The organism is Pseudomonas fluorescens, assembly GCF_002022275.1.
GTDB lineage: Bacteria > Pseudomonadota > Gammaproteobacteria > Pseudomonadales > Pseudomonadaceae > Aquipseudomonas > Aquipseudomonas fluorescens_AJ.
In genome coordinates this window covers 44,744-59,326 of the sequence record NZ_MSDF01000008.1, presented here as the reverse complement: position 1 = coordinate 59,326, position 14,583 = coordinate 44,744, and the positions used below count along the sequence as shown (strand labels likewise).

13 protein-coding genes are annotated in these 14,583 nt (G+C 59.0%); 10 read left to right on the top strand and 3 right to left on the bottom strand.

Translation table 11 applies throughout. The features are described 5' to 3' along the window. Positions 1-17 precede the first annotated feature (17 nt). Together BFW87_RS04030 and cheR are read left to right on the top strand one after the other, a co-directional pair. Positions 18-950, top strand: coding sequence for a chemotaxis protein CheV (locus BFW87_RS04030; protein ID WP_078738685.1), 933 nt, complete (start codon positions 18-20; stop codon positions 948-950). A 42-nt stretch (positions 951-992) separates the two neighbouring features. Then, positions 993-1,820, top strand: a complete 828-nt coding sequence (gene cheR / locus BFW87_RS04025) for a protein-glutamate O-methyltransferase CheR (RefSeq protein WP_078738684.1) — start codon at positions 993-995, stop codon at positions 1,818-1,820. 87 nt (positions 1,821-1,907) lie between these two features. Here the strand turns inward: cheR and BFW87_RS04020 are convergent, their stop codons facing one another. Continuing rightward, entirely contained in the window at positions 1,908-2,696 is a 789-nt protein-coding gene (locus BFW87_RS04020; RefSeq protein ID WP_078738683.1) for a hypothetical protein, read from the bottom strand. A 309-nt stretch (positions 2,697-3,005) separates the two neighbouring features. On the opposite strand from BFW87_RS04020, the gene flgB reads away from it, so the two are divergent. The 5 genes from flgB to BFW87_RS03995 all read left to right on the top strand — a co-directional run bounded on the left by flgB (position 3,006) and on the right by BFW87_RS03995 (position 7,155). Next, complete coding sequence (gene flgB / locus BFW87_RS04015) at positions 3,006-3,413, top strand: flagellar basal body rod protein FlgB (protein WP_003175633.1); 408 nt, start codon at positions 3,006-3,008, stop codon at positions 3,411-3,413. A gap of 3 nt (positions 3,414-3,416) precedes the next feature. Further along, positions 3,417-3,860 (top strand): flagellar basal body rod protein FlgC, encoded by a 444-nt coding sequence (gene flgC / locus BFW87_RS04010; protein WP_016973698.1) that lies wholly within the window; start codon positions 3,417-3,419, stop codon positions 3,858-3,860. A 16-nt stretch (positions 3,861-3,876) separates the two neighbouring features. Then, positions 3,877-4,596: a flagellar hook assembly protein FlgD gene (gene flgD, locus BFW87_RS04005; protein WP_078738682.1), complete on the top strand. Its 720-nt coding sequence runs from the start codon at positions 3,877-3,879 to the stop codon at positions 4,594-4,596. Positions 4,597-4,627: 31 nt separating this feature from the next. Further along, positions 4,628-5,938 carry a flagellar hook protein FlgE gene (gene flgE / locus BFW87_RS04000; RefSeq protein WP_078738681.1) on the top strand — a complete coding sequence of 437 codons (1,311 nt, stop codon included), beginning with the start codon at positions 4,628-4,630 and terminating at the stop codon, positions 5,936-5,938. A gap of 161 nt (positions 5,939-6,099) precedes the next feature. Then, positions 6,100-7,155 (top strand): hypothetical protein, encoded by a 1,056-nt coding sequence (locus BFW87_RS03995; protein ID WP_254865849.1) that lies wholly within the window; start codon positions 6,100-6,102, stop codon positions 7,153-7,155. A gap of 87 nt (positions 7,156-7,242) precedes the next feature. On the opposite strand, the gene BFW87_RS03990 is transcribed toward BFW87_RS03995, so the two are convergent. Then, positions 7,243-10,140: a ribonucleoside-diphosphate reductase subunit alpha gene (locus BFW87_RS03990; RefSeq protein WP_078738680.1), complete on the bottom strand. Its 2,898-nt coding sequence runs from the start codon at positions 10,138-10,140 to the stop codon at positions 7,243-7,245. Positions 10,141-10,991: 851 nt separating this feature from the next. Between BFW87_RS03990 and BFW87_RS03985 the strand changes: the two genes are divergently transcribed. Both BFW87_RS03985 and BFW87_RS03980 read left to right on the top strand, forming a co-directional pair. Beyond that, complete coding sequence (locus BFW87_RS03985) at positions 10,992-11,717, top strand: response regulator (RefSeq protein WP_078738679.1); 726 nt, start codon at positions 10,992-10,994, stop codon at positions 11,715-11,717. After that, positions 11,714-13,324 (top strand): ATP-binding protein, encoded by a 1,611-nt coding sequence (locus BFW87_RS03980; protein ID WP_078738678.1) that lies wholly within the window; start codon positions 11,714-11,716, stop codon positions 13,322-13,324. Before BFW87_RS03985 ends, BFW87_RS03980 begins: the two co-directional genes overlap by 4 nt. 89 nt (positions 13,325-13,413) lie before the next feature. Here BFW87_RS03980 and BFW87_RS03975 read toward each other — a convergent pair whose 3' ends face one another. Beyond that, positions 13,414-14,130 (bottom strand): 4'-phosphopantetheinyl transferase family protein, encoded by a 717-nt coding sequence (locus BFW87_RS03975; RefSeq protein ID WP_078738677.1) that lies wholly within the window; start codon positions 14,128-14,130, stop codon positions 13,414-13,416. A gap of 136 nt (positions 14,131-14,266) precedes the next feature. Here BFW87_RS03975 and BFW87_RS03970 point away from each other — a divergent pair, with 136 nt between their 5' ends. Next, positions 14,267-14,575, top strand: coding sequence for a hypothetical protein (locus BFW87_RS03970; RefSeq protein WP_078738676.1), 309 nt, complete (start codon positions 14,267-14,269; stop codon positions 14,573-14,575). Positions 14,576-14,583: the final 8 nt, after the last annotated feature.

Sequence of the window (14,583 nt, the reverse complement as noted above, 5' to 3'; positions counted from 1 at the left end):
AGCGTAGGAGTCTGGGCATGGCAGGTGTAATGGATTCAGTAAACCAGCGTACACAGCTGGTAGGGCAGAACCGCCTGGAGTTGCTGCTGTTTCGTCTGGACGGCAAACAGCTGTACGGCATCAATGTGTTTAAAGTGCGGGAAGTGTTGCAGTGCCCCAAGCTGACCATCTTGCCCAAATCCAGCCCCGTGGTATGTGGCGTCGCCAACATCCGTGGCGCGACCATCCCGATTCTCGACTTGGCCATGGCTACCGGTTCTTCGGGGTTGCAGGACCGTCAGAGTCCTTTTGTGATCATCACCGAGTACAACACCAAGACCCAGGGCTTTCTGGTGCGCTCGGTGGAGCGCATCGTCAACATGAACTGGGAAGAGATCCATCCGCCGCCCAAGGGCACCGGGCGCGATCACTACCTCACGGCGGTGACGCGGGTCGATAACCAATTGGTGGAAATCATCGACGTAGAGAAGATCCTCGCCGAAGTGGCGCCTACGTCCGAAACCATCTCGGTAGGCGTGGTGGACGCCGAAACCGCGCACAAGGCGGTATCGCTGCGTGTGTTGACGGTGGACGACTCGTCGGTGGCGCGCAAACAGGTGACACGTTGCCTGCAAACCGTCGGTGTTGATGTGGTGGCGCTGAACGACGGCCGCCAGGCCCTGGATTACCTGCGCAAGCTGGTGGATGAAGGCAAAAAACCCGAAGAAGAATTCCTGATGATGATCTCCGACATTGAAATGCCGGAAATGGACGGTTACACCCTCACGGCTGAGATCCGTAACGATCCACGCATGCAAAAATTGCATATCATCCTGCATACTTCGTTGTCGGGGGTATTTAATCAGGCGATGGTCAAGAAAGTCGGTGCTGATGACTTCCTGGCCAAATTCCGTCCTGATGACCTGGCATCCCGGGTGGTCGACCGGATCAAGGCAGCAGATCACGGCTAGGGGATTACCCCTGGCGGTCACACGATTTAAGAGGCGGTATCATTGTCTACGGGTAATTTGGATTTCGAACAGTTCCGGGTCTTCCTGGAAAAAGCCTGTGGCATATTGCTCGGTGAAAACAAGCAGTACCTGGTATCCAGCCGTCTCAACAAACTGATGGAACAGCAGGGCATCAAGTCCTTGGGCGAGTTGGTGCAGCGCATCCAGGGCCAGCCGCGCAGCGGGCTCAAGGAAATGGTGGTCGATGCCATGACCACCAATGAAACCCTGTGGTTTCGTGACACCTACCCGTTTGAAGTGCTCAAGAGCAAAGTGCTGCCGGAGGCGATCAAAGCCGCGCCGGGCCAGCGCCTGCGCATCTGGTCGGCGGCCTGTTCGTCGGGGCAGGAACCGTATTCGATTTCGATGTCCATCGACGAGTTTGAACGGACCAATATGGGCCAGTTGAAGGCTGGGGCGCAAATTGTCGCCACCGACTTGTCCGGCACCATGCTCACCAACTGCAAGACCGGCGAGTACGACAGCCTGGCCTTGGGCCGTGGTCTGTCCCAGGAACGCCTGCAACGTTTCTTCGACCCGAAGGGCGCGGGGCGTTGGGCGGTCAAGGCGCCGATCAAGAGCCGGGTGGAGTTTCGCTCGTTCAACCTGCTCGACAGCTACGCCAGCCTGGGCAAGTTCGACATGGTGTTTTGCCGCAACGTGCTGATCTACTTTTCGGCCGAGGTGAAGAAGGACATTCTGTTGCGCATCCATGGGACGCTAAAGCGGGGCGGTTATCTGTTCCTCGGTGCTTCCGAAGCACTGAACGGTCTGCCGGATCATTACCAGATGGTGCAGTGCAGCCCGGGGATCATTTACCAGGCCAAGTGATGGTTGTTCGCACTCAAAACGGGAGCCCCGTAAAGGGCTCCCGTTTTTTATGGGCGCACGTAATCAGTGTCGCTTCGCCAGCAGTACTCAGGGCTCTTCTGTCATGCTGATGTTATCCAGGTACAGGCTATGAACCCCGTTGGGCACCGCTTCATTGAAAATACCTAAATGTACAGTGCCCGTAATGGGCGCTGTGAACGTCCCTGAGCCCAATAGCAGGAAGTCCGGGGCTACCGGAGAAGTGCGACCAATGGGGTTGCCATTCATCGTCATACGCAGGCGTGAACCGTCTGCAGTGAGCAGGTCTGTACCCGCTAAATAGCCGCAACGATATGTACGCCCTGCAACTACCGGCACTGCGATGCTCATGATGTGTGAGCTGCCGGCCTTGCTGTTGGTCAAGTCCACGACCACGCGCTGGCTGATAACCTTCAGCACCCCGCCGATATAACTTCCCTGGGGTACCCACCCTTGACGGGTGCCATCGTTGAAATCCCATGTAATACCCGGAGGGGGCACAACAATCACGCCCTGATCAATATTGACAATTACGCTCGGCGCCACGGATATCACCTTTTGCCGCGTGATGCGCAGCTGCAATAGCACCGCCTTGCCTGAGTTGGCCTTAACAAACTTTTTTGGAATGAATACCTGGAGTGAAGCGCTATCTGCGTTCACTTCAAAGCTTTGGTTGAACTGGCCACCGATAACGCCAGGCACGGTGCTGCTCATGGTCGCCACCACAAAGTCCTCCTTCTGGAGGGCGACACTGGAAACCAACTCCGTAAATTCGCCGGGCACCAGGCTCGTGTCCAGGTTCGGGGTCGGCACTGCCGAGTCTTGTTGCAGAAATCTGAGGGCTGGGACGGTGATCATGATTAGCCTCTACCTGGCGCATGGGGATGTCTGTCCATTAAGGCATCCGGGCGGGCATTGGCCGCAACTGTCAGAATTGACAGTGCAGACCGACGGTCGCCGACCTGGGCCCCGACATTGCCGCCCATCCGGTAAAGCGGCAATCACCGTTGCCGCTTTACTGGCGCCACGCGGAAGCGCATTGCCGCTTTTCTGGCATTGCCGCCGCTCAACTCCCCCAAAACCCTTGATTTAAGGGCCTCAAGAGACCTGGCATGCGCCTTGCTATGACCTTGTTACGAAAAGCAGGTCAGCCTAAAGGTTTCCGCCATGAGCATCAGCTTCGATAAAGCGCTCGGTATCCATGAACAAGCCCTGGGCTTTCGCGCCCAGCGTGCCGAAGTCCTGGCCAACAACATTGCCAACGCCGATACCCCGAACTACAAGGCTCGGGACCTGGATTTCTCCGCCGTGCTCGCCGCACAGCAGGACAAGACCAAAAACGGCACCTTCGCCTTGAACATGACCAACAGCCGTCATATCGAAGCGCAAGGCCTGAGCAGTGGTGACGAGTCGCTGCTGTATCGCACGCCGATGCAGCCGTCGATCGACCAGAACACCGTCGACGCCCAGCTGGAGCAATCGGCCTACGCCGAGAACTCGGTGAACTTTCAGGCCAGCTTCACCCTGCTCAACAGCAAATTCAAAGGGCTGATGTCAGCCCTGCGTGGAGAGTAAGCCATGTCTTTAGCCAGTGTTTTCAATATTGCCGGCAGTGGCATGAGCGCGCAGACCACGCGCCTGAACACCGTCGCCAGTAACATCGCCAACGCCGAGACCGTGTCGTCGAGCATTGACCAGACCTACCGCGCCCGTCACCCGGTGTTCGCCACCATGTTCCAGGGCGGCCAGAGCGGCGGCAGCGATTCGCTGTTCCAGAACCAGGACGCCGCAGGCCAGGGCGTGCAAGTGCTCGGTGTGGTTGAAGACCAGAGCAACCTCGAAGCGCGCTACGAGCCTAACCACCCGGCGGCGAACGAAAAGGGCTACGTGTACTACCCGAACGTCAACGTGGTCGAGGAAATGGCTGACATGATCTCCGCCAGCCGCTCGTTCCAGACCAACGCGGAAATGATGAATACCGCCAAAACCATGATGCAGAAGGTCCTGACCCTGGGTCAGTGATAAGGGGCGCCAAATAATGGCCATTGTTGATACCACGTCTACCAACACTGCGGTTCAGGACCTTTTCAACGCCAAGGTCAAGGACAGTTCAAACAACGTGTCGAGCATTGCCGATGCCGCCACCGGCAACCAGGCAATGGGCAAGGATGCGTTCCTGCAACTGCTGGTCACCCAGTTGAAGAACCAGGACCCGCTGTCGCCACAGGACAACGGTGCATTCGTCGCCCAGTTGGCCCAGTTCAGTAGCCTTGAGGGCATCAATAACCTCAACGATACCGTCAAGTCCATCTCCACCAACGTGACGTCTTCGCAAGCGCTGCAAGCATCGTCGCTGGTGGGGCGTTCGGTGATCACGCAGACCGACAAGACGGTGGTTGACACCAGCAAGAGCATGACCGGTTCCGTGGCAGTGACATCGGCGGTGGGCAACGTCTCCGTCAAGATCACTGACAAGGATGGCAACACGGTGCGCACGATTGATATGGGCGCGCAGAGTGCGGGTAACGCCAGCTTTATCTGGGACGGCAAGAACAGCAGTGGTGAGGTGGCCCCGGCCGGGACCTACACCTTCACCGCCACTACCAAGAATGATGCGGGTGATTCGGTGGCCCTGGCCACGTCGCTGCCTTCGACGGTCGTCAGTGTCACCCTGAGCCAGACCGGCGGCGAAATGCTGCTCAACCTGTCCGGCGGCACCAGCATCAAGCAGTCGCAAATTCAGACTATCGGTACATAGAGCCGGCTAAATACGGCAGAAGGAGAGAAACATGTCTTTTAACATCGGCCTTAGCGGCCTCTATGCGGCCAACAAACAACTGGACGTGACCGGCAACAACATCGCCAACGTCGCGACCACGGGTTTCAAGTCGTCCCGTGCGGAGTTCTCGGACATCTACGCGGCGTCCAAGCTGGGCACCGGCCAGAACAGTGTCGGCAACGGTGTGAACCTGGCAGCCGTGTCCCAGCAGTTCACCCAAGGTGACGTGAACAACAGCGGCGGCATCCTGGACATGGCGATTCAGGGCGGCGGCTTCTTCGTGCAGAAGGGCTCCGACGGCTCGCTGGAATACACCCGCAGCGGTGCTTTCCGTGCCGACAAAGACGGCTATATCACCAACAATACCGGTACCTCGCGTCTGCAAGGTTATGCGGCGGACGACAACGGCAAGATCAACAAGGGCGGCCTGACCGACCTGCAATTGAACCTGTCGAACCTGCCGCCAAAGGCGTCCACCAAAGTCGACTCCACCAGTAACCTGAACTCTTCGGAGCCGGTGATCGACCAGACGGCCAAGCCGTTCGACCCGAACGACACCAGCACCTTCACCACCCAGTACAGCACCACCTTGTACGACAGCCAGGGCAACGCGCACCCGATGGTGCAGTACTTGGTGAAAACCGATGGCAACAAGTGGAACGCCTACACCCTGATCGACGGCCGCAACCCGGACGGTTCCGCTCCAACGGGTACGCCTTCGACGCCGCCTGTGGCGTCGACGCTGAGCTTTGATGGCTCCGGCAAACTCACCGGTATTGTCACCGGCGGCACCTCGAGCACCACCTTGAACCTGACCGGCTGGGTGCCGGGTACCGTGACCAATGGCGTGTGGAAAGCCAACGGCGCGAACGCCAACCCGACCGGTATCGCCATCAATATGGCCAACATCACCCAGTACAACTCAGCCACCTACCGCAACCCGCCGACCACCGACGGTTACGCCACCGGCCAGATCACCGGCCTGAAAATCGACGGTACCGGTGTACTCTTCGCCACGTTCAGCAACCAGCAGAGCAAGGCTATCGGCCAGATCTCCCTGGCCAGCTTCAACAACGAGCAGGGCCTGCAGCCTGCCGGTGGCACTACGTGGAAGGAAACTTTCGCTTCCGGCCAGCCAGGTTTTGACGCCCCGCAATCCGGTACCCTGGGGTCGATCGTGGCCAACTCCCTGGAGAACTCCAACGTCAACCTGACCAACGAACTCGTGGACCTGATCAAGGCCCAGAGCAACTACCAGGCGAACGCCAAGACCATCTCCACCCAGAGCACCATCATGCAGACCATCATCCAGATGACTTGATGGTTGCGCGCTCTACTAAAAAGCCCCTCGCATGAGGGGCTTTTTTATGGCTGTCAGTAACCGGCCGCCAGAAAGTCGGAAGTATGGAACTGCCTGCATCCACCTTGCCACTGATCGTGTCAGAGCCTTCATGGCTCGCCAATCAACGGTGAGGGCTGGGCATGTGGAATTCCGGGGTGTCAGGGCTGGGAAATGGCGGGGGGCAGTTTGATGCCATTCGAACCGAATCTGCGCCAGTCGCAGCGGTTACCGAGGTAGCTGCGGTCAAAAAGCTGCTCAATGAGTTGTTTGAGGCAGAGCAAGGCTCCAAAGCTCAAGCCATTCAAGGTGCACGAGACAAATTGCATGCCTTGCGCGAGCAGATGGGCGACGAGAAATTCAAGGGCATCCTGAACACGCTGGCCAATGAGTCATTTGAAAAGTTTCTCGATTTTCTCAAACGGCTGATCAAAGAGTGGTTTCCCGACGCAGATGACGCAGCGCCACCCGCTCCGCCGTTCAAGGGCGGTGGTGGTGGCGGCCGGGTTAACCCGAAAAATTTTGGCGGCAGTGAGCCGATGAGCAACAAGCCTTTTTCCGAAGGCGCTCGCCACTTTCACTACAAGCCCGACAACAGCGACCCTGGAAAAAAGCCGGGCATGGGCAGAGAGCCCGGCAATATCTGGAGCGGTTTCAAGCAGGGCCCGGACGGCAATTGCGTGACGGTTTCAGCCATCAAGGCGGCAATGATGCAATTTGGTCAAAAACCTACCGATGTCTTCAAAGAGGTCAAGGAGGCAGGTGATGGCTACGACGTGAAGATGAAGGACGGATTCGAGCTGCATTTATCCAGGGATGAGCTCAAGCAAGCAGCTAGATACGCTGAGTTCAAAGGTGATGATCCGGCCATGATGACCGATGCCAACTTCATGTACGCCGCCAGTGCCAAGCGCGCCCAGATGCTGGGGAATGGGTTTGATGACAATCCCAACGCGGCCAAACAGAGTTTTGCGCATGCCATGCAGAGTTTGAACAATGGCGAGATGGGCTGGGAGGCGTTGGACCGGCTCGGGTTGAAAGGGCTTTACCGTCAATCGTCGAGCGCCGAGCTGGCAAGCGGCAAGCTGGGCGTTGTGGATTATGGCGGCCACTCAATGGCGGTGATGGGCGGTCGTGTGGAGTTGTGGGGCGGGCGGGGTGGCGCGCCTCAGGCAGGCAACGCGTATACATTCACCTGACCGAAAACAAAAAAACCGATAAACCCCATGCATCAGGGTCTATCGGTTTTTTCAATCCCGGGCGTTCAGGCCCGGGACTGGCTCAGCTTATTGGCAAGCTTCGCAATCCGGCTCGTCAATGGCGCAAGCCTTTGGCACTGGCGCCGGGCCGGCAGGTGCCGCGAGAACCGAGTCATCACCGTGGTTGCCGCCGCTGGAAACAGCGTTCAGCTTGCCGGTGTTGATGGTCGACTTCTCGGTGCTGGTCGCGGCCAGGGCACGGAGGTAGTAAGTGGTTTTCAGGCCACGGTACCAAGCCATGCGGTAGGTCACGTCAAGCTTCTTGCCCGAAGCGCCGGCGATGTAGAGGTTCAGCGACTGAGCCTGGTCGATCCACTTCTGACGACGGCTGGCGGCGTCAACGATCCACTTGGTGTCCACTTCGAAGGCAGTCGCGTAGAGCTCTTTGAGTTCTTGCGGGATGCGCTCGATCTGCTGCACGGAACCGTCGTAGTACTTCAGGTCGTTGATCATGACCGAGTCCCACAGGCCGCGGGCTTTCAGGTCGCGAACCAGGTACGGGTTGATCACGGTGAATTCGCCCGACAGGTTCGATTTCACATACAGGTTCTGATAAGTCGGTTCGATCGACTGCGACACGCCAGTGATGTTGGCGATGGTCGCGGTCGGTGCGATGGCCATGATGTTGGAGTTACGAATGCCTTTCTGCACGCGGGCACGTACCGGCGCCCAGTCCAGGGATTCGTTCAGGTCAACGTCGATGTACTTCTGGCCACGTTGCTCGATCAGGATCTGTTGCGAATCCAGCGGCAGGATGCCTTTGGACCACAGCGAACCCTGGAACGTCTCGTAGGCGCCGCGCTCGTCGGCCAGGTCGCAGGAAGCCTGGATCGCGTAGTAGCTGACCGCTTCCATGGACTTGTCGGCGAACTCGACCGCAGCGTCCGAACCGTAAGGAATGTGCTGCAGGTACAAAGCGTCCTGGAAGCCCATGATGCCCAAGCCAACCGGACGGTGCTTGAAGTTGGAGTTCTGCGCCTGTGGCACCGAGTAGTAGTTGATGTCGATCACGTTATCGAGCATGCGCACTGCGGTGTTCACGGTACGTTCCAGCTTGGCGGTGTCCAGCTTGCCGTTGACGATGTGGTTCGGCAGGTTGATCGAGCCCAGGTTGCAAACGGCGATCTCGTCCTTGTTGGTGTTCAAGGTGATCTCGGTGCACAGGTTCGAGCTGTGGACCACGCCCACGTGCTGCTGCGGGCTGCGCAGGTTGCACGGGTCTTTGAAGGTCAGCCATGGGTGGCCGGTTTCAAACAGCATGGAGAGCATTTTGCGCCACAGGTCTTTGGCCTGGATGGTCTTGAACAGCTTGATCTTGCCTGGGTACTGAGCCAGGGCTTCGTAGTACTCGTAACGCTCTTCGAAGGCCTTGCCGGTCAGGTCGTGCAGGTCCGGCACTTCGGAAGGCGAGAACAGGGTCCACTGGCCATCATCGAAGACGCGCTTCATGAACAGGTCAGGGATCCAGTTGGCGGTGTTCATGTCGTGGGTACGACGACGGTCATCACCGGTGTTCTTGCGCAGCTCGATGAACTCTTCGATGTCCATGTGCCAGGTTTCCAGGTAGGCACATACAGCACCTTTGCGCTTGCCACCCTGGTTCACGGCTACAGCGGTGTCGTTCACGACTTTCAGGAACGGAACCACGCCTTGCGACTTGCCGTTGGTGCCCTTGATGTACGAGCCCAGTGCACGCACCGGGGTCCAGTCGTTGCCCAGGCCGCCGGCGAATTTGGACAACATGGCGTTGTCGTGGATCGCGTGGTAGATGCCCGACAGGTCATCCGGCACGGTGGTCAGGTAGCAGCTCGACAGCTGTGGACGCAGGGTGCCGGCGTTGAACAGGGTCGGGGTCGACGACATGTAGTCGAAGGACGACAACAGGTTGTAGAACTCGATGGCACGGTCTTCTTTCTGCTTCTCTTCAATCGCCAGGCCCATGGCCACGCGCATGAAGAACACTTGCGGCAGTTCGAAGCGAATACCGTCCTTGTGGATGAAGTAACGGTCGTACAGGGTTTGCAGGCCCAGGTAGGTGAACTGCTGGTCACGCTCGTGATTGATCGCCTTGCCGAGTTTTTCCAGGTCAAAGGTGGCCAGGATCGGGTTCAGCAATTCAAATTCGATACCCTTGGCGATGTAAGCCGGCAGGGCCTTGGCGTACAGGTCAGCCATTTCGTGGTGGGTGGCGCTGTCAGCGACGCCCAGGAAGCCCAGGCCTTCGGCACGCAGGGTGTCCATCAGCAGACGCGCGGTCACGAACGAGTAGTTCGGCTCACGTTCAACCAGGGTACGGGCGGTCATCACCAGGGCGGTGTTGACGTCGGTAAGGGCCACGCCGTCGTACAGGTTTTTCAGGGTTTCGCGCTGGATCAGGTCACCATCGACTTCTTCCAGGCCTTCGCAGGCCTCGGTGATGATGGTGTTCAGGCGGCCCAGGTCCAGCGGTGCAAACGTACCGTCGGCCAGGGTGATGCGGATCGATGGGTGAGCCTGTACCGCAGCTTCTTCAGCCGGGGAACGTACAGCGCGTTCCTTGGAACGGGCGTCACGGTAGATCACGTAGTCGCGCGCGACTTTCTGCTCGCCGGCACGCATCAGGGCCAGTTCGACCTGGTCCTGGATTTCTTCGATGTGGATGGTGCCGCCCGAAGGCATGCGACGCTTGAAGGTTGCGGTGACCTGTTCGGTCAGGCGGGCAACGGTGTCGTGGATGCGCGACGAGGCAGCAGCGGTGCCGCCTTCAACTGCAAGAAACGCTTTGGTGATGGCGACGGTGATTTTGTCATCGGTGTAAGGAACGACAGTGCCGTTACGCTTGATCACGCGCAATTGGCCAGGTGCGGTGGCGGACAGATCCAGGTTCGAATCGGCGGCCTGCGGCACGGAGCCTTGCGGGTTCTCGCGAGTTGTGTCGGTTTGCATGGGGGGTTGTCTCCACATTCTATATTTATTTGGGCACCATCACGGTGCCCACCGTTCCGTCCTGAAGCACTTACAACAGGCCAAGGGCCTGGCATAACAACTTCGGGACAGGAGGAAGGGAGCTCATCGCGCCGCTTCCATGCCGAAGTCTTCGGTGTGGGGGCATAAAAAGCCCTTCGCCGTATTCCTGGTGGGTGACAGTTGCCTGATGCAGGCACTGCAACACCCGTACCGTTTTGCGCCCTTGAGGCTGGAAAACGGTTGCCATCCGCTTGAGCGGTTTGGGCCTTCAAAAAATGCTGGGGTTAGACCAAACAGGCGCAAGAAATGGCTTGAATTTCTTGTCTGAAATGTGTTGGGTCTTTTCGCTCAAAACCCTACATGTAGGGTTTTTTTAGCGCCGAGGTACAAGATAATGCGTTTTTGGAGGCTTAGCAACGCAAGACCTGTGGATAACGCTGTGGGTAAAATGTGTATGAATCGTGGAACACCCGTGTAGGCCGCAGTGCTGCTGGATTGCGCCGTTTGTCACTGAATATTCCAAGCTGAAAACCGCCGGTTGGAATTTTGAGGGCGCGAACCCTATCACAAAAAAACGCGATCACCGAATCGATTTCCCGGCTTGTGCCAGAGGGCTGGCGCATGGCTACAATCGACCCTTGTTATGCCCTCAACACATGACAAACAGGGTATGGCCAGTGAAGATCAAAAATGTGGGAGCGGGCTTGCCCGCGATGGCGGTTTACCAGGCACCGCATCTATTCCTGGCCCACCGCCATCGCGGGCAAGCCCGCTCCCACAGTTGAAATATCGAAGTCCTGAAGATTTTCTTATAACAACGAGGACCACCCGTGGAGCAAGAAGCCTGGCAAGTATTGATCGTCGAAGACGACGAGCGATTGGCCGAACTGACCCGTGACTACCTGGAGAGCAATGGCTTGCGGGTGGCGGTGGAAGGCGACGGTGCCAAGGCAGCGGCGCGCATCATCGCCGAGCAACCGGACCTGGTCATCCTCGACCTCATGCTGCCCGGCGAAGACGGCCTGAGCATCTGCCGCAAGGTGCGCGAGCGCTACGACGGGGTGATCCTGATGCTCACCGCGCGCACCGATGACATGGATCAGGTGCAGGGCCTCGATATGGGCGCCGACGACTATGTGTGTAAACCGGTGCGCCCGCGCTTGCTGCTGGCGCGTATCCAGGCGCTGTTGCGGCGCAGCGAGCCGGCCGAACCTGCCATCGCCGAAAGCCAGCGCCGCCTGCAATTCGGCCCTTTGGTGGTAGACAACGCCTTGCGTGAGGCCTGGCTGAATGAGAGCGGCATCGAACTGACCAGCGCTGAATTCGACCTGTTATGGCTGCTGGTGGCCAATGCGGGGCGCATCCTGTCCCGCGAAGAAATCTTTATCGCCTTGCGCGGTTTCGGCTACGACGGCCAGGATCGCTCCATCGATGTGCGCATCTCACGTATTCGGCCGAAAATCGGCGACGATCCGATTCACCCGCGTCTGATCAAGACCATTCGCAGCAAAGGTTATCTGTTCGTCCCTGAAGCTGCCGCCGATATGCCGCTGTGAACTCGATTTTCCTGCGCATCTACGGCGGCATGTGCGCGGCGCTGATTCTGGTGGCGCTGCTCGGCGTGCTGGCCCTGCACCTGCTCAATGAAGTGCGCAGCGGCCAGTATCGTGAACGCTTGGCCCACGGCACCTTTGCGTTGATGGGTGACAACCTGCAACCCATGAGTGCCATCGAGCGCCAACGCGCCCTGGCAGTGTGGGAGCGCTTGCTGGGCATTCCGCTGGAATTGCGCACGCTGACCGATGCTAAATTGGATCTCGGCCAGCGCAACCGGCTGCAACGCGGCCAGGTATTGGTCGAGCAAACCGGCCCCCACGCTGCGCGCGTGCTGCGCTTGGTCAGCGAAAAGGAACAGCTCGTACTCACAGGCGAAGTGCAGCAGATCAGCGAACAATTGGCCCGCGCGACGATTTACCTGCTGGCTGACGAACTGGTGCGTTTCCCGGTGGCCGAGCAACCGCAACGGCTGGCCGACATAAAGGAAGCCAAGGGTTTTGGTTTTGAGATGCACCTGATGACCCTTGATCAGGCGGATATGGACGAAGATCAGCGCCGCCGCGTATCGGAAGGCGACACGGTGATGGCGCTGGGTAAGGGCGGCGATTCGATCCGCGTGTTTGCCGGCATGGTCGGCACGCCGTGGGTCCTTGAAATCGGCCCGCTGTACCAAATGAACCCTTACCCGCCGCAATGGTTGATCCTCATCGCATTGATCAGCCTGACCCTGATCGGCTTGATCGTCTATTTATTGGTGCGCCAGCTTGAGCGGCGCCTCAAAGGCCTGGAGGCGGCGGCCACGCGCATCGCCAAGGGCAACCTGGAAGTGCGCGTGCCGGCCCGCGGTGCCGATTCGGTAGGGCGCTTGGCGTCAGCCTTTAATGGCATGGCCGAGCACTTGCAGCAATTGCTGGCGATCCAGCGCGAACTGGTGCGCGCGGTGTCTCACGAGTTGCGCACGCCGGTGGCGCGCCTGCGCTTTGGCCTGGAGATGGTCGGCGATGCCACCACCCCCGAAGCCCGGCGCAAATACTTGGACGGCATGGACAGCGACATTCAGGACCTCGATGGTCTGGTCGACGAAATGCTTACCTACGCACGCCTGGAACAGGGGGCGCCGGAGTTGAGTTTCCAGCGTGTTGACCTCAGCGCGTTGCTCGATCAGGTGATCGGCGAATTATCGCCACTGCGTCCGCAGGTCACGGTGGCGCGCGGCATCTGCCTGTCATCGGCTCACCTGGATGACGCCTGGGTCGACGCTGAACCCCGTTACCTGCACCGCGCCCTGCAAAATCTGGTGAGCAACGCGATGCGTCATGCCCAGGGGCAGGTGCTGATCAGTTATCAGGTAGGGCAGGTGCGTTGCCGCATTGATGTGGAAGACGACGGGCCGGGGGTGCCGGAAAGCGCCTGGGAGCGCATTTTTACGCCGTTCCTGCGCCTGGACGACAGCCGCACGCGTGCCTCGGGCGGGCATGGGTTGGGGCTGTCGATTGTGCGGCGGATCATCTACTGGCACGGCGGGCGCGCGTTGATCGGCAAAAGCAATAACCTCGGTGGGGCGTGCTTCAGCCTGAGTTGGCCGAGGGATCAGGAGAAGGCTTGAGATTGCCATCGCAGGCAAGCCAGCTCCCACATTTGATAGGGTTTGCACATTCAAACTGTGGGAGCTGGCTTGCCTGCGATAGCAATGGATCAGGCGCTGATGGCCACCAGGCTCAACAACTGCTCCCCCTCCACCGCAAACTGCCCCTCCAGCTCCTTGCCATAACACCACTCTGCAGACAAATCGGTGAGCAACCGCAGCCGCACCCGGCCCGACTCGGACCACTCGACCACCTCGGCATGCTCAAAGTAGAAGCGCTTCTGCACGATCGGATAGAGCGCCTTGAACAGGCTCTCCTTGACCGAAAACGTCAGCGTCACCACTAAAGCAATCTGCTCACGCGGCACTAATGCCATACGCTGCAGTTCATCAGCCGTCAGAATCTCCCCGGCCAAGCGTTCCGCCCGCTCCAGCGACAGACTGTTTTCCAGGTCCATTCCCAACCCACGCCATTGCGCCTTGTGCCCGACGATCGCCGCCGCGTGCCCGGTGCTGTGCGTAATCGAACCACTGATATGCCCGGGCCACACCGGCGCACGGTCTTCGCCGATGGCGGGCACACAATCTAGGTGATCAAGCTGCTGCAGCGCTGCACGCGCGCACAAGCGGCCGGCCAGGAACTCGGCCTGACGCTTGGCCACCGAACGCTGGATGCTGGCCGGTGGTAGCACGGCGCTGCGCTGGAAATCACTGGCGTCCAATAAGGCAGGGTCAAACCGCGTGCTGAGAAACACCGTGCCCGGCAAGGGGTCGGGCAGCGGCCAATGGGCATCGAGTGGGGTACAGCAAGCGGGTAGAGGCGTCATGCGCGGTATTTTGCGTCAGTGGCACGCCAGTGAATAGCCCGTAATGGTTCAGGCTTGGTTCAGAGCCTGTTCAGGGGGAGTTCAGGGGCGCGTGCGTAGTCTGGCTCTACAGCCAAAACGCGTAGAGGTAAGCACCATGACTGCGATCAAAAAGCTGATGTTGGCGTTAACCATGCTCAGTGCCACCGCCGGCGTTCAAGCGGCCGATGGCCCTTTTGCAGCATTTGGCAACGAGAAAACCAAGAAAACCAGCACCCTGATCCAGCGTGTCAGCTTCGAAGACGCGGGCAGTCAGCCTGCGCCGTGGGGCCAGTCGCTGGGCTATACCGCGACTCAACCCGACTACCGTACCGGCTATGAACACCTGACGGGCCAATACAATGGCATTAAACTGCGCCCGCAAGACGTGCAGGGCCGCTATGATATCCCCCAGTCGGACAGTTGAATTGCCTT

Coding starts and splice junctions, on each gene's coding strand:
- flgE (WP_078738681.1), top strand. CDS start 4,628: ATGTCTTTTAACATCGGCCTTAGCGGCCTCTATGCGGCCAACAAACAA.
- BFW87_RS03990 (WP_078738680.1), bottom strand. CDS start 10,140: ATGCAAACCGACACAACTCGCGAGAACCCGCAAGGCTCCGTGCCGCAG.
- BFW87_RS03995 (WP_254865849.1), top strand. CDS start 6,100: ATGTGGAATTCCGGGGTGTCAGGGCTGGGAAATGGCGGGGGGCAGTTT.
- flgD (WP_078738682.1), top strand. CDS start 3,877: ATGGCCATTGTTGATACCACGTCTACCAACACTGCGGTTCAGGACCTT.
- BFW87_RS03970 (WP_078738676.1), top strand. CDS start 14,267: ATGACTGCGATCAAAAAGCTGATGTTGGCGTTAACCATGCTCAGTGCC.
- BFW87_RS04030 (WP_078738685.1), top strand. CDS start 18: ATGGCAGGTGTAATGGATTCAGTAAACCAGCGTACACAGCTGGTAGGG.
- BFW87_RS04020 (WP_078738683.1), bottom strand. CDS start 2,696: ATGATCACCGTCCCAGCCCTCAGATTTCTGCAACAAGACTCGGCAGTG.
- BFW87_RS03975 (WP_078738677.1), bottom strand. CDS start 14,130: ATGACGCCTCTACCCGCTTGCTGTACCCCACTCGATGCCCATTGGCCG.
- flgB (WP_003175633.1), top strand. CDS start 3,006: ATGAGCATCAGCTTCGATAAAGCGCTCGGTATCCATGAACAAGCCCTG.
- flgC (WP_016973698.1), top strand. CDS start 3,417: ATGTCTTTAGCCAGTGTTTTCAATATTGCCGGCAGTGGCATGAGCGCG.